Consider the following 14,678-nt stretch of genomic DNA (forward strand, 5'->3'; position numbering starts at 1 on the left):
GCCTGCGGACACCTCTGCGGAGCCGCCTTCGCGGACCGAGGCGCGGACCCGCCCCTCCTCGGAGTCGTCGGCGTCGGCCCTTGCCCATGAGCCCGTGACGGACCTTTCCGACCTGCCGCCCCTCTGGCCCGTGCACCGCGCCCGCGCGCTCCGGCCCGCCCTGCCGCTGCTCGCGGCGCTCGCCCTGTGGCTGTACGCGGTACGGCACACCGACGTGTCGCGGCTCGACGACTACGGTCTGGTCACCGCGCTCCACCCGGGCTTCTGGGCCGGCCTCGTCGTCCTCACCGCCGGCTTCTGGTACACGGTCCGCGACCGCGGCCGGCCAGGCGGCTGGCCGGCGGCGTACGTGCTCGGGCTGCTGGTGATGGAGCGGGCCACGCAGGCCGTGCTCTACCCGACCCCGCTGTACGCCTGGGCGTGGAAGCACGACGGTGTCGTCGACCACCTGCTGACCGCCGGCGGGCTCCAGACCGCCGACCGGATCGGTGACATGGCGGTCTACGACCAGTGGCCGGGCTTCTTCGCCGCGCAGGCGGCGCTGGTGCGGCTGCTGGGCGTGGACTCGGCGGCGATGTACATGGCGTGGTGGCCGCTGGCGTCCAGCCTGCTTCTGTTGTTCCCGCTGCTGCTGGTCTACCGCACCTTCACCGAGGACCGACGGCTGATCTGGACCGCGGTCTGGCTCTTCTCCGTCGCCAACTGGGTGGGCCAGGACTACTTCTCCCCGCAGTCCGTGGCCTTCGCGCTGCACCTCGGCGTGCTGGCCGTGGTGCTGCGCCGGTACGGCCGTTCCGGCGGGGGCGGGGGCGGGGGCGGGGCCGGGGACAGCGGGCGGCGGGGGCAGGCGATCTGGACCGTCGTGCTCACCGTGCTGGTGACGGCGATCGTCATCTCGCACCAGCTCACCCCCGCCATGCTGGTGGTGTCGCTGCTCGCGCTGGTGCTGCTCCGCCGCCACCGGGACTGGGTGCCGGTGGTCACGACGGTCGTCATCTTCCTGGCCTGGTGCCTGACGGCCGCGCTGCCCTTCCTGTCCGCCGCGCTGCCGGACATGCTCCGTGCCGTGGGCGACGTCGGCGGCAACGTCGAGACGGGCTACGGCGCCACCCCGACCGGTGCCGGGGCGATCGCGACCTCGTGGGCGGCCCGGCTGCTCTCGGGCTGCGTCCTGCTGCTGGCGGCGGCCGGGGTCTGGCTCCAGCCCGTACTGCGGTACCGCGCGATGCCGCTGCTGGTGATCACGGCGGCACCGCTGCCGATGTTCGTCGCGAGCAGTTACGGCAGCGAGATGATCTTCCGGGTCCTGATGTTCATACTGCCCGGCGTCGCCTTCTTCGCCGCCGCCGCCCTGCTGCCCAAGGTGCGCACCCTCGCGGCGACGGAGGCGGCGACGGAGGCGGCGGCGAGGGCCCGCGGTGACGCCCGGCTCCGCGACGCGGACCGGGTTCCCGCCCGCGGCAGCACCGGTGACCGGTCCCGGTCCCGGTTCCGTACCGGCTTCGGCATCCGGGTCCGGGGCCCGCTGCCCGTGCTGCTCGCCGGGACCCTGGCGTTCGTCCCGAGCTACTCCGGCAAGGACCGGGTCAACTACTTCCCGCCGCAGGAGGTGGCCCTGGTGGGGCAGCTCTTCGACGAGGCGCCCGAGGGTTCGCTGGTCGTTGCCGCCAACCGCAACTACCCGCTCGCCTACGCCTCGTACGGAAGCATCGACCACTACTGGTTCCTCGAGGACGACCGGAGTCACGTCGACGAGATCGTGCGGGACCCGGCCGGCACCCTCGCCACCGACATGGCAGGGGTGGACCGCCCGAGCCGGGCCTACTTCCTCTTCACCCAGGGCCAGTTGGCCAACTCCGAGATGAACGGTCAGCTCACCGGCGCCCAGTTGAGCAGCGTCCTGGACTCCGTCGCCGCGTCCCCGCGGTTCCGGCTGGTGGCGGAGAACAGCGCGGGGTCGGTCTACGCACTGCGGCAGGCGCAGGAAGCGGGAGGAACGCAGGGGCCGCGGAGAACGGAAGGGGCAGAGGCGACCGAGGGGACCGAGGCGGAAGGGGGAGTGGAGCGGTGACACCGCAGGCTCTCGTGATCCGGATGCTTCCGCCGTTTGCCGGCTGGCTGGCGCTGGCCGCGCTCGCCCTGCCCGGTGGCTCGCCGCTGCGGGGCGCGGCTGTCGTGGTCTTCCTGGCGGCGGGGCCGGGCACGGCACTGGTCGGCCTCTGCGGTCCCGCGCTGCGCGCACGGTCCCCACGGGAGCCCGTCGAGCGGCGCGACCCCGACTTCGTCCGCCACTCCGACCTGCTGGAACGGCTGATGCTGGCCGTCTTCGTCAGCATCGCCGCGGTGATGATCGTCGCGACGGTGCTGATCGCCACACACACCTTCAGCGCCCAGCGGGTGCTGCTGGCCCTGACGCTGCCGACCACGCTCGCCGCGTTCTGCCCGCGGCTGCGTGCTTCCCCGCCGTCGAGGACACGGAAGGGTTCCGTCCTGTGAGGTTCGCTCGTCCGCTTCGCCGTATCACCGCCGCCCTGCGCGGTGTTCGACCAGGAGCCGGCCCGACCGCAGACCCTCCCGCCGGCCCCGAATACCCCGCGGGAACCGGACGGCATCGCAGGCGGAAGGCCGGGCGGCCGGCCGCGGACCGCCGTCGGGCAGTGATCACCTCGGCCGCGGTCGTCTCCGCGGTGCTGGTCGCCGTCCTCGCCCTGCGGAACACCTCGGAGCCCGCCCGGGCGGACGGGGAGTGCCGGCCCACGGAACTGCTCGAACCGCCGTGCGGCGCCTGGTTCGGGGCCTTCGTGCCGCACGAACGGGCCAACCTGGAGGAGAAGGTGGAGGCCTACGAGGAACAGGTGGGCCGCAAGCTCGACATCGTCTACACGTACCACGACATGTCCCTGCCCGAAGGCACTCGCAGGGAGGGTCAGTTGCTGAGCCCGGAGGAGCAAAGGGTGGGCGAGGAGCACATGTTGCTGCTCTCCTGGGAGAGCAAGTGGTGGGGCGGCACGAAGGAGCAGCAGCCGAGGTGGGAGGAGATAGCCGCCGGTGACCTGGACGCGACCGTGATCGACGTCCAGGCGCAGCGCATCAAGGACTACGGGCAGCGCACGGGGAAGAAGGTCTTCCTCTCCTTCGACCTCGAGATGGACACGCGTACCCCGGCCAACGGCACACCGGCCCAGTACGTGCGGGCGTACCGGCACATCCACGACCGGTTCCGGGAACTCGGCGTGGACAACGTGGTGTGGACCTGGATCATCACCGGCTACCTGAACCACGGCGACCTGTTCACGGGGATGTATCCGGGGGACGAGTACGTCGACTGGATCGGCTACAACCAGTACAACTACTACCGCTGCCACGAAACCGGTTGGCTGACCTTCGAGCAGACCCAGACGGCCACGCACGAGTGGATACGCGAGAACATCTCCGCCGACAAGCCGATGATGCTCTCCGAGTTCGGCAGCGCAGCCGACTCGGCCCGGCCGAAACGGCAGGCGGAGTGGTACGCGCAGGTGCCGCCCGTGCTGAAGGGCCTGGAGGGCGTCAAGGCCGCGCTCCAGTGGAACCACCGTGACCCCGGGCCCCACTGCGACCTGGCCGTGGCCAACGAGGCGGCGTGGGAGGCCCTGCGGAAGGTGGCGGCCGACCCGCATCTGAACCAGCCGACCGAGTGAGTGGACACGGGAGGAGGCCGCGTCCGGCCGTCCGCCCGGTGCGTCCCGTGACTCAGCCCGCGAACTCCGGTCCGCGGAGTGTCGCCCGGGCGCGCCGGTACCAGCGCCAGGCGATCGTCTTCGGGCCGTCGCGGTAGGGGGCGACGCGGGCACCGCCGCCCGCCAGCCAGGCCCTGACGTCGGCGACGGTGTGGCTGCGGCGGACGATGAGCCGGGCGATGCGGTAGCGCTCGTCCCGGTCCGAGCTGAGCGCGTGCCGCACCGCGGTCGCCGTCTCGTACCCGGCGCGGGACGCCACGGCCCTCACCCGGGGGCTGTTGTAGCCGTGCGGGTAGGCGAGATGGGGGACCGGATGGCCGAGGGCGTCCTCCAGCACGGCCTTGGAGTCGACCAGTTCGGCGCGCAGCTGCTTCCCGGTCAGCGTGTCCAGCTGGGCGTGGCTGACCGTATGGCTGCCGATCTCCATTCCGGAAGCCTCCAGCTCCGCCACCCGGTCCAGGGTCATCATCGGCGCCGGCGGCAGCAGGCTGCGGCCGCCCGGGGTGATGGCACCGGTGGTGAGGTACGCCGTGGCCGGCAGGGAGCGCCGGGCCAGGAGGCCGGCGGTGGGACCGGGCAGGTCCGCGAAGCCGTCGTCGAAGGTCAGGAGCACCGGCCGGGGCGGCAGGGGTGCCCGCCCGGTGAGATGGCCGGCGAGGGCGCTGATGGTGACGGGGGTGCGGCCGCTGTCCTCGAGGGCGTCGAGATGCGCCGCGAACTCCCTTGGCGTGACGGTGAACTCGGCGATCCAGCCGGGTGGATCGTCCATCACGGCGTGGTAGAGGAACACCGGGACGGCCACAGGCTCCGGGGCCTGCGAGGGCGACGCCGTCATCGCGCGCCTCCGGCCGCCCGGCCGCCGGAGGCCTTCCCCGTCGTGCCGCCTGCAGCCCGCCGGGACCGCAGATAGCCGACCGGGCCGTACAGCATCCCCTTGCGCTGCAGCCGTGAGAGGCGGCGCGGCCAGGGATGCGTGCGGGTGCCGTGATCGCCCGGAGCAGCCGAGCCGGCACCGGCGTCCCCGGCGTCCCGTACGGCGGTGAGGTCGCGGGCGTGGGACAGACCGCGGGGCAGCCGGGCCAGGAACGCCGGCAGCAGCGCGGGCCGGTTGACCAGGACCGCCGTGAGACAGGCGGTGAGGCCGGCGCCGTAGCCGAACGCCTGGGTCTCCAGATCGGCCCACGTCTTCCGGTGGTGGTGCCACACCAGCGCCCGGGGCGTGTAGCGCAGCCTGTGCCCCTGGGCGAGGACCCGGACGAACCCGTACAGGTCGTCGCCGCCCCGGGCGGGCGTTCCGGCGCCGGTGGCCGGGTCGAAACCACCGACCGCGCGCAGCACCTCCGTACGGAACGCCATGTTCGCCCCGGAGCCGAACCGGCCCGCGGTGAAGGGGAACAGCGGTTCGTCGCGGGGCGGGTCCTGCGGGTCGTACGTCGTCGGCGTGAACCCCTTCGCGAAACCGCCGTGGCTCTCCAGCAGGACCTGGGCCGGGGTGCGCAGCCGGGCGGGCAGGATCAGGCCGGTGGCGCAGCCGAGTCCCGGGTCGGCGGCGAAGGGCGCGGTCAGCTCGGTGAGCCAGCGGGCGTCGGCGACGACGTCGTCGTCGGTGAACGCGATCACCTCGCCCAGGGCGTGGGCGAGCCCGGTGTTGTGCGCGGTCGCGAGTCCGGGGACCGGCTCGCGCACGTACCGCACACGCTCCCCGTACTTCCGCTGCACCAGGTCGCGCGTCTCGTCCGACACGGGCGCGTTGTCGACGACGACGGTCTCGAAGTGCGGATGGTCCTGCGCGAGGAGCGAGTCGAGGGCGCGGGTGAGCTGTCCGGCCCGCTCCCGGGTGGCCACGACGACCGAGGCGAACGGCGGCGGGGGCGGCCCGGCGGCCCCCACGGCCACCCTTGCCGTGTCATGCCTCTGCCCTTGCCCTTGCCCCTGGCCCCGCTCTTGCCCGTGTGCCTGCCGTGCGAGCGCCGCCAGGACCGTCGTCGGATCGGCCCCCTCAGGGACCCTTCCCAGCAGCGTGCCCACCGGTAGGCCGTCCCTCCTGACCAGCAGGAACACCTCGCCGTGCGTCACCGGCGGGCTGCCCGGACCGGGTCTCAGGGCAGCTTCCCCCTCCGCACCGGTCAGGTCCAGTTCGGCGACCTGGACCGCGCCGATGTCCAGGAACCGCCGTATCTCCCCCTGCGTACGTGCCGTGCGGGACATGAGTCCTCCCCTCTTCACGAACGGTGGTCACAAGCGGCCGTGTCCGTGGCCGTCCCGAGCGGTTCCCGTGCTCACGACCGGAACACCCCCGACGAACCGACTGCCTGACGGACTCAGGGCCGGCGCAGCCGCGCCGCCCCCTTCAAGGTGCGCGACGCCAGTGAGGCGAGACGGGGGCGGGCGACGACGAAGCCGTGCACGCGGCGCGCGGGCTCGCGGCGCAGCAACTGGAGCGTGGCGCCCAGGCCGGGACGCGTCGCCTCACCTTCGTGGACGGCGCGTTCGCCCGTTTTCAGCGCGTCCTTGTACTCGGCCGGGCCACGTCCCATGTCGAGCAGGCCGATGCCCTCGCCGGCCGCCGCCTCGGCCATCCGCAGATGCAGCACGAGCCCCGGCGAGAACTTCGCGAACTCCGGGTCGTACGCCGGGAACCAGCAGGCCAGCACGGAGGCCGAGCGCAGGCCGAAGTGGGCGGCGACGGGACGGTCCCCGGCGTACAGGACGGACAGCGTGCCCGCGCACTCCGCAGCCCGGGTTCCGGCCAGGCGGCCCACGAGCCGGGCGATCCACTCCTGCGCGAACCGGTCGCGACGCCCGGTCCTGCGGTACTGCGCCGACTTCCACCCGATGAGGGCGCGCAGCGCGGCCGGGTCGCGTTCGTCGAACACGAACCGCACGGGGCCGGCCTGGCGGCCGAGCCTGCGCTCCTTGGCCAGGGTGGTCTTCAGGAACTTCGGCGACTGGGTGCGCAGCACGGACTCGTAGGTCTCGTAGCCCTTCTCCACGTCGATGACGAAGGTGGCGTGCTCCCGGGCCGCCTGCGGGACGAACAGGGCCTGGCCCGCCTCCAGGTTGTCGAAGGCGAAGCTCGACAGCGAGCAGGCACGCAGCAGTTCACCGGTCTCCGGCACGAGACCCGGCCGAAGGACGGCGCCCTGGCAGTCCGAGACCCCGAGCCCGATCGCCCGGCCCTGCCCCCACGCGCCCCGCTCGTACGGCAGGAAGCCGGCCGGCTCGGCGGACGCCCCCTCGTACAGCACCGCGACCCGGGCCCGCGGCCGCACCCCGGACACGGCGGCGGCGAACTCCGGTTCCATGAACGGGCTGCGCGGTGCCTTCGAGACGGCGCGCAGCTCACGCCATCGCTCCCGCTCCCCCTCGCCGAGTTCGTCGAGCCTCAGCACACGTGTGCGTCCGCTGTTCACCTGACCCCCCGATCAAGTCCCCCCTGGACACCTGGAAGGTACCGCCCGGGACCAGGAGGACGGTAGGTGGCGGAGCGGGTTGCCGCCAAGTGGTGCACAGGCCGCGGACGGTGCGCGGGACGGGTGCCCGGGGCGTGGTGAGCCGGGGGCGCGCGGTGTCCGTATTCTCTGATCATGGCCGCACCCACCGATTGCTCGCTCATCGCCACCGACCTGGACGGGACGCTGCTGCGTGGCGACGACACCCTCTCCGACCGCTCCCTCGCCGCGCTGGCGCTGGTGGCGCGGGCCGGTGTCCGGCACCTCGTGGTGACGGGGCGCCCGGCGCCCCGGGTGCGGCCGCTCCTGGACGACCTGGGGTCCACGGGGCTCGCGGTGTGCGCACAGGGCGCGCAGGTGTACGACGCCGGCACGGACCGGCTGCTGTGGTCGGTCACCCTGGACCGGGAACTGGCGGAGACCGCGCTCGGCAAGATCGAGGCCGAGGTGGGGGAGCTGTACGCCGCGGTCGACCAGAACGGGGCGGACGGGCTCACCCTGATCGAGTCGGGCTATCTGATGCCGCACCCGACGCTGCCGGCCGTGCGGGTCGAACGGCGGGACGATCTGTGGGCCCGGCCGATCAGCAAGGTGCTGCTGCGCCACCCCGAACTGACCGACGACGCGTTGGCGGCGGCGGCCCGTGCGGCGGTCGGCTCGCTGGCCACGGTCACGATGTCGGGGCCGGGCACCGTGGAACTCCAGCCGTGCGGTGTCACCAAGGCGACGGGGCTCGCGCTGGCCGCCGAGCACCTGGGGCTGGATCCCGGGCGGACCGTCGCCTTCGGCGACATGCCCAACGACATCCCGATGTTCGACTGGGCGGTCCACGGAGTCGCCATGGCCAACGCGCACCCCGAGCTCAAGGCGGTGGCCGACGAGGTCACCACGTCGAACGAGGACGACGGCGTGGCCGTCGTCCTCGAGCGGTTGTTCGGCGGAGCGGAGCCGCGCGTGCCCCCGCACGTGCTGCCCCGCCCCAGGTCCGGGAGGGTGTCCCGGTAGGACTCGGCGTCCGCCGGTGCGGCCGGTGCGGCCGGCGTTCCGGTGTGGCGACGGGCCCGGACGCATCGGACGTCCCAGGTGTCTCAGTAGGCGCCGAAGACGTTGTCGATGGAGCCGTAGCGGTCCGCCGCGTAGTTGCAGGCCGCCGCGATGTTCGCGACCGGGTCGAACGGGTCGAAGGCCGTGCCGGGCACGTGGTACGCCTGGAAGGTCGGGTCGATGACCTGGAGCAGGCCCTTCGACGGGGTGCCGGCCATGGCGTTGGAGTCCCACAGGTTGATGGCCTGCGGGTTGCCGGACGACTCGCGCAGGATGTTGCGGTGGATGGAGTCGTAGCTGCCGGGGATGCCGTGCTGCGCCATGACGGACAGCGACTCGCGGATCCAGCCGTCGAGGTTGTCCGGGTACGCGGTCACGGTGCCGGCGGCAGGGGCGGATGTCGCGGCGGTGGGCGCGGCGGAGGCGGCGGAGGCGCCGAACAGCGGGAGGGCGACCGCCGCGACACCGGCGACGGCGAAGGAGCGGACGAGGCGGGAGCGGCCGAAGCGGCGGGGCGGACCGGATGCGGTCATGTCTGTGTTCCTCTCCTACGCCTGCGAGGTGAGCTGTCGGGTTCGGGCGGGAGAGTGCCCGGCCGTGCCCCTGCGGGCATGGCTTCACCCCGAGCCGTTCCGGGTGCGAACCGGTCCGGCGGCCTACCTGGGTCCCCCGCTCCTGCCGTGCGTGAGTGAGTTCGTCGATGGGTGGCGCGGGCGGCGGCAGGATTCGGCGTCCGCCCGACAAGCCGGGAACGTATGCGAGTGCACTTGTCGGAAACAAGTGCGACCGTCATGGATCGCTCCGCTTGATCTTGTTCCGGGGGTTTTGGGATACTTGATCCTTTGCGGACACGGGGGGCCAACTCGCTTTCGGGCAAGGGGAAGTGCCGGTGGGGGCGAGGTGTGGGCGTGGCGGGGTGTGCGTGACTCACTTCACTGGCCGCACCGTGCGGGCACATGTGTCACCAAGGGGAATCCGATGGCTTATTGCGGCAAATCGGACTCCGGAGTGGGTGGGGCGGCCCGTGTGCGGGACCGGGTGCCCGGCCGCGTGCCGGGCTGCATCCTGAGGGTGGGGTGCTGCGCCCGAAAGGCGGCGAATATCCCGTATTGCCTACTGGACGGAAAGGGTCCGGTGGTGATCCGGCCCCGGAGGGCGCCGTCCACGCGTGCGCGGGTGGGGCCGGGGAACGCGGGTGCTGGCGGTGATCGAAACATGACCGGATACGCTGACTCGAGTGATGTCAGCGACCTATCGACAAACTGGGCAAGACGTCTGAGCGCCAGTGGACACCAGCAGACAGGAGACCCCTCGTGACCGTCGTCGGGCCGTTCGGGCTGAGCGTGCGGGACCAGGCTCTGGAGGCCGATGTCCAGGCCGGGATGACGGCTGTCGAGGAAGGGCTGCTCGAGGCGACGAAGAGTGAGGTCCCCTTCATCACCGAGGCCGCCCAGCACCTGGTGCGGGCCGGCGGCAAGCGGTTCCGGCCGCTGCTCGTGACGCTCGCCGCCCAGTTCGGCGACCCCTACGCGCCCGGTGTCGTCCCGTCCGCCGTGGTCGTGGAGCTGACCCACCTGGCCACGCTGTACCACGACGACGTGATGGACGACGCCACCGTGCGGCGCGGGGTGCCCAGCGCCAACACCCGCTGGGGCAACTCCGTCGCGGTCCTCACCGGCGACTTCCTCTTCGCACGCGCGTCGCACATCCTGGCCGACCTCGGTCCGGAGGCCGTACGGGTGCAGGCCGAGGCGTTCGAGCGGCTGGTCACCGGCCAGATCCTGGAGACCGCGGGGCCGCAGGAGGGCCGGGACCCGGTCGACCACTACCTGGACGTCCTCGGCGGCAAGACCGGCTCGCTGGTCGCCGTCGCCTGCCGGTTCGGCGCCATGATGTCCGGCGCGGACGGCGAGGTCGTGGACGTGCTGACCCAGTACGGCGAGCGCCTCGGTGTCGCCTTCCAACTCGCCGACGACGTACTGGACATCGCCTCCGACTCCCACGAGTCCGGAAAGACCCCGGGCACCGACCTGCGTGAGGGCATCCCGACGCTGCCCGTGCTGCGGCTGCGCGAGCGGGCGGCCCGGCTGGGGCTGGCCGAGGACATCGCCCTGTGCGAGCTGCTCGACTCCGACCTCGGCGACGACGCCCGGCACGCCGAGGCGCTGCGGCTGCTGCGCGCCCACCCCGCGCTGGAGCAGGCCCGGCAGGACACCGTGCGCTACGCGGAGGAGGCGCGCTCGGCGCTGGCCCCGCTGCCGGAGTGCGAGTCGAAGACGGCCCTGGTCGAGCTGTGCGACGCCGTGGTGCACCGGGCCGGCTGACCCGCCGCCACCCCGTCCGTCGCCCCGGCCCCCGACCCCTACTGGTCGAGGGCCGAAACGACGCCCCGTGTCATACCGCAGCAGTACGCGGAGTTGAGTCCGGGGGCTGACGCGTCTGCCCGCCGGGTTTGGTCAGATGGAACACGACGGACATCACCACTCCTCACCGATTCGGGTGAGGACGGCGGCTCAGGGTGTGACTGGTGCGAGCGACACGAGACGCAGGCCGCCGCCGACCACGGAGGTAGGGCACACATGGCACCGTACGAATCCGACGACACGACGACCGCTCGTCAGGCCGGCGAGGCCGACGAGCGGGGCGCGGGCCGGCGCAGGGCCGCGCGGTACGTCGTCCCGGTCACGGTGATGGGAGTGGCGGCCGCGACCATCGGGCTCGTCCCCGCGCTCGCCGACTCCGGCGACCCGGACCTGCCGAAGATCACCGCCGCGCAGCTCATCGAGAAAATGGCCCAGTCGGACGTCGAGCAGCTGTCCGGCACCGTGAAGATCACCACCGACCTCGGGCTGCCGGACCTCGGCGGCCTGGAGAGCAGCCTGACCCCCGGCGCCATGGGCCGGGGCGGGGACGGCGGTTCCTCCGCCGACCCGACGGCCAGGCTCACTGAGCTGGCGTCCGGCACGCACACCCTGCGCATCGCGGCCGACGGCGCCGACCGGCAGAAGGTGTCGCTGCTCGGGAACGCGTCCGAGTACAGCCTGATCCACAACGGCGAGGACGTCTGGGGCTACGACAGCGAGTCCAACGAGGTCTTCCACGGCACCACCGACGAGTCCGCCGGGGACGAGGACCGGGAGCACCAGCCCCCGGCCACGCCGAAGGACTTCGCCGAAGAGGCGCTGAAGTCGGTCGACGCCACCACGTCCGTCACCGTCGACGGCACCGCGCAGGTGGCCGGCCGGGACGCGTACAAGCTGGTCGTCAAGCCCCGGCAGGCCGGCTCCACGGTCGGCGCCATCAGTATCGCGGTGGACCACAGAACCGGTACGCCGCTGAAGTTCACGCTGACCCCGGCGAGCGGCGGTGCCGCCGTCGTGGACATCGGCTTCACCAAGGTCGGCTTCGACCGGCCGGCCGCCTCGACCTTCGACTTCACCCCGCCCAAGGGCGCCAAGGTGACCGAGGAGGGCGAGCTGGACGGCGGTGAAAAGGGCAGCGGCGAGAAGGGCGGGGAGCACCGGAGGCCGGAGGGCGCCCCGAAGTCCGAGGAGGACCTGGCCAAGGGCCTCGACGGACTGAAGGTGCTCGGCGAGGGCTGGAACTCCGTCGCCACCTTCGGCACCGGCGCCGAGGGCGGTCTGCCGACCGGCTCCGGAGGAGGTGACCTCGACGGCTTCCTCGGCTCGCTCGGCGACCAGGTGAAGGGCGAGTTCGGCACGGGCACCGTGTTCAGCACCCGCCTGGTCAACGCCCTGTTCACCGAGGACGGCACGGTCTACGTGGGCGCCGTCACCAAGGACGCCCTGGTGAAGGCGGCCGACGAGGCGAAGTAACCCGGGCAGCGGCACGACAGGCAATGAGGGAGCACGAGGGGCGGGGCGTCCGCCACGCGGGGCACGGGTGGCGGCGTCATCGTCCCCCGTGCCCTCCCCGGGCGCTACCGCGGCGGGCAGCTCGCCGTCGACGGCCTCGAACTGCTCACCCCGGGGCCCGTCGCCGATCTGGCCGCGGGCAGCCGCGGCCGGCTGGTGGTGACCGCACCGGACCCGGCGGACGCGGCGCGGGCGCTGAAGGAACAGGGCGTCGGCGAAGTCGTGGTCACCGACGACCGGGCGACCGGTGAGGTGCCCGAGCACGACCTCGCCGGGGTGAACGCCGCGCTGGTGACGGCCGGCGTCCGGGTCCGCGGCTTCGGGGTCGAACGGGCCTCACTGGAGGACGCGTTCGTGGCGCTGACCGGGGAGGGTCTCGACGTCGCGGGCCGAGACCGTCCGGGGGCCGGAGGGAACGGCGCGGCCGAAACCCCGTACCCGCCGGGCAGCTGTTCGGCGGGCCGGCAATGCGGAGTTGCCGTCATGCCGGGCGCTCCCCGGGACGAAGAGGAAACGGCGTGTCAGGGTCACCCTCCAGATGGTCGGCGTGCGCCAATTGCAGGTATGCGCGCCGTATGCGTGAGCAGGCCAATGTCCGAGGGGATTCGGATGGCGCCCCTCGGTCGCCCGGCTGCTCGGCTCCTTCATTGCTCGGCTTCTCAGCTCCTTCGCCGCACGGTTCCTCGGTCGCTCGGCTTCTCAGCTCCTTCGCCGCACGGCTTCTCCACGGCCCCTGCCACGGCGAGCAGTAGTGCCTCCCGCCCGTGCGGTGCCACCAGTTGGAGTCCGGCCGGGCAGCCGTCGGCGCCGAACCCGGCGGGCAGGCTCAGCGCGGGGTGCCCGCTCAGGTTGAACGCCCAGGTGAGCGCGGTGGAGTAGACGTCCCCCGGTCCTTCGTGGCCGTGCGGCGCGGTGGGCACCGTGGGCGTCAGCAGCAACTCGGCGCCGGCGAAGAGGCCGGCCAGGCGCCGGTCGTTCTCCGCCCGGACGCGGTGGGCACCGGCGAGGCCGGAGGAGGTCGTGCCGGGGCTGCGCAGGGCGAGCCAGGCCGGGGCAGGGTCCAGGAGCAGCGGCGGTGCCGACGGCCGTACGAGCCGTACGACTCCGGCGTCGACGAGCCGGTCGACCGCCGCCCGTGCCAGCGCGAGGGGCTCCGGGCCGGGACCGGCGAAGCCGAGGTCGGGGGACCAGACGGCGGTGCGCGGGAGAGGCGGCTGCGCCTCGACGCCGGTGGGTGCCGGTGACACCGCCTGCCACCAGGCCGCCGCGTCGGCCGCCGTACGGGCGAGGACTCCGGGCGCCGCGAGACCCGTGCGGTCGGGTGAGGGGAGCAGGCCGTTGGTGGCCTTGAGGCCGACGACTCCGCACCATGCCGCCGGGATGCGTACCGACCCCGCGCCGTCGCTGCCCGTCGCCAGCGGCACCAGGCCCGCCGCCACCGCGACCGCGGCACCGGCGGAGGAACCGCCCGGCGTGCGGTCGGCCCGCCACGGATTGACGGTCCGTCCGCGCGCCCCGAGACCCCAGGTCTGCCAGGAGGTGCCGGGCCCGGGTGTCGCGGTGGCACCCACCGCGACACCACCGGCCGCGAGCAGCGGCCCCGCCGCCCGCAGCCCGTGCCGCCCCTTCTTGACGGCGACGGGCACCCCGGCCAGCGGCAGCCCGCGCGAGCTCCGGGACCCTCGGCCACGCCGGGGCCGGACGGACGCGGCGGAAGCGGGGGACGCGTCGGACGTGACGGATGTGGCAGATGTGGCAGATGTGGGGCCCGCCTCGATCAGGGCGTCCACCTCACCCGCCCGCCGCAGTGCCTCCTCGGCCCACACCTCGGTGAACGCGCACACCACCGGGTCGGCCCGTTCGATCCGCTCCAGCGCCTCCGCGACCACATCGACGGCCCGCACCGTTCCCGCGCGCACCGCGGAGGCGATCTCCGCCACCGAAGCCGAAGCCGAAGCCGAAGCCGAAGCCGAAGCCCGAGTGGCGTCCCGGCCGCCGTTCAGCGCGTCGATCCCGTCGGACGGGCCAGTGGCTCGGCACCACGCGGCAGGGGGCCGCCCAGGTCGCCCGGGCGCCACTCGGGCACCCACGGCACGCGGGGGACGCCGATCACCGACTCGAGGTGCCGGAGCCGCTGGGCGAGGGAGCGCGGCAGGCGACCCGGCGCGTCCGCCACCAGGGCGACGGCATCGAGATCGAGCCCGTACGGGACCTTTCGGCGCCGGAACGTCTCCACGGCCGGGACGACGGTCTCCAGACCGGACGCGTGGGTCCGGGCGACGAGCAGCAGCGCCTGCGGACCGGCCGGTCCGGTCCGGGCGCGGCCACTGTCGTGACCACCGTGCACCGCGGCGGGCGTGGAGACCCCGGCGCCGCCGTGGAGGCCGGCCCAGGGCAAGCGCCGGGTTGTCGCCCGGGCGCGGGCGGGTTCCGGCGGGCCCGGTTCCGGCACACCCACCGCTCCTCGGATCCAGATCTCCGGTCCCTGCCGCATGCCGGTACGCATGCCCGTTCCGCCGCCTCGCCACCCCGGCCCTCATGCCGGCCGTTGGGACGAGCCTGTGACAACGCGGTGACGTGAGAAACAG

General features: G+C 73.3%; 12 protein-coding genes, 1 pseudogene and 1 riboswitch. Of the genes and pseudogenes, 7 read left to right on the forward strand and 6 right to left on the reverse strand.

The genetic code is table 11. From position 1 onward, the window contains the following. Positions 1-94: 94 nt before the first annotated feature. The 3 genes from TU30_RS04670 (at position 95) to TU30_RS04680 (ending at position 3,680) form a co-directional block, all read left to right on the forward strand. Entirely contained in the window at positions 95-2,071 is a 1,977-nt protein-coding gene (locus TU30_RS04670; RefSeq protein ID WP_234307778.1) for a glycosyltransferase, read from the forward strand. A gap of 23 nt (positions 2,072-2,094) precedes the next feature. Continuing rightward, on the forward strand, positions 2,095-2,496 hold the full coding sequence (locus TU30_RS04675) for a hypothetical protein (RefSeq protein ID WP_370626554.1): 402 nt from the start codon (positions 2,095-2,097) through the stop codon (positions 2,494-2,496). A 161-nt stretch (positions 2,497-2,657) separates the two neighbouring features. Next, the gene (locus TU30_RS04680) at positions 2,658-3,680 is read left to right on the forward strand and encodes a glycoside hydrolase family 26 protein (RefSeq protein ID WP_234307779.1); all 1,023 of its coding nucleotides are present in this window, start codon (positions 2,658-2,660) and stop codon (positions 3,678-3,680) included. Between the two features lie 52 nt (positions 3,681-3,732). Here TU30_RS04680 and TU30_RS04685 read toward each other — a convergent pair whose 3' ends face one another. The 3 genes from TU30_RS04685 to TU30_RS04695 all read right to left on the reverse strand — a co-directional run bounded on the left by TU30_RS04685 (position 3,733) and on the right by TU30_RS04695 (position 7,111). Beyond that, positions 3,733-4,554, reverse strand: coding sequence for a polysaccharide deacetylase family protein (locus tag TU30_RS04685; RefSeq protein ID WP_176726192.1), 822 nt, complete (start codon positions 4,552-4,554; stop codon positions 3,733-3,735). Continuing rightward, on the reverse strand, positions 4,551-5,927 hold the full coding sequence (locus TU30_RS04690; RefSeq protein WP_052479746.1) for a glycosyltransferase family 2 protein: 1,377 nt from the start codon (positions 5,925-5,927) through the stop codon (positions 4,551-4,553). The genes TU30_RS04685 and TU30_RS04690 overlap by 4 nt, the downstream gene beginning before the upstream one ends. 113 nt (positions 5,928-6,040) lie before the next feature. Continuing rightward, a complete protein-coding gene (locus TU30_RS04695) occupies positions 6,041-7,111 on the reverse strand; it encodes a GNAT family N-acetyltransferase (protein ID WP_234307780.1) in 1,071 nt (356 codons plus the stop codon). 195 nt (positions 7,112-7,306) lie between these two features. Between TU30_RS04695 and TU30_RS04700 the strand changes: the two genes are divergently transcribed. Then, positions 7,307-8,176 (forward strand): HAD family hydrolase, encoded by an 870-nt coding sequence (locus TU30_RS04700; protein ID WP_042164947.1) that lies wholly within the window; start codon positions 7,307-7,309, stop codon positions 8,174-8,176. An 83-nt stretch (positions 8,177-8,259) separates the two neighbouring features. Here TU30_RS04700 and TU30_RS04705 read toward each other — a convergent pair whose 3' ends face one another. Further along, positions 8,260-8,748, reverse strand: a complete 489-nt coding sequence (locus tag TU30_RS04705) for a transglycosylase SLT domain-containing protein (protein WP_042164950.1) — start codon at positions 8,746-8,748, stop codon at positions 8,260-8,262. Positions 8,749-8,753: 5 nt separating this feature from the next. Then, positions 8,754-8,916: riboswitch (cyclic di-AMP (ydaO/yuaA leader) on the reverse strand. Between the two features lie 612 nt (positions 8,917-9,528). On the opposite strand from TU30_RS04705, the gene TU30_RS04710 reads away from it, so the two are divergent. The 3 genes and pseudogenes from TU30_RS04710 to TU30_RS36900 form a co-directional block, all read left to right on the forward strand. Beyond that, positions 9,529-10,539: a polyprenyl synthetase family protein gene (locus tag TU30_RS04710; protein WP_042164952.1), complete on the forward strand. Its 1,011-nt coding sequence runs from the start codon at positions 9,529-9,531 to the stop codon at positions 10,537-10,539. 255 nt (positions 10,540-10,794) lie between these two features. After that, on the forward strand, positions 10,795-12,051 hold the full coding sequence (locus tag TU30_RS04715; protein WP_042164956.1) for an outer membrane lipoprotein carrier protein LolA: 1,257 nt from the start codon (positions 10,795-10,797) through the stop codon (positions 12,049-12,051). Between the two features lie 141 nt (positions 12,052-12,192). Beyond that, positions 12,193-12,480 (forward strand): annotated as a pseudogene (locus tag TU30_RS36900) (ABC transporter ATP-binding protein); the annotation flags it as partial. A 269-nt stretch (positions 12,481-12,749) separates the two neighbouring features. Here TU30_RS36900 and TU30_RS04720 read toward each other — a convergent pair. Beyond that, positions 12,750-14,030, reverse strand: coding sequence for an amidase (locus TU30_RS04720; RefSeq protein ID WP_042164959.1), 1,281 nt, complete (start codon positions 14,028-14,030; stop codon positions 12,750-12,752). Between the two features lie 59 nt (positions 14,031-14,089). Continuing rightward, positions 14,090-14,488, reverse strand: coding sequence for a hypothetical protein (locus TU30_RS04725; protein ID WP_360617708.1), 399 nt, complete (start codon positions 14,486-14,488; stop codon positions 14,090-14,092). Between the last annotated feature and the right edge of the window lie 190 nt (positions 14,489-14,678).

This window comes from Streptomyces sp. NBRC 110035, from assembly GCF_000829695.1.
Lineage (GTDB): Bacteria > Actinomycetota > Actinomycetes > Streptomycetales > Streptomycetaceae > Streptomyces.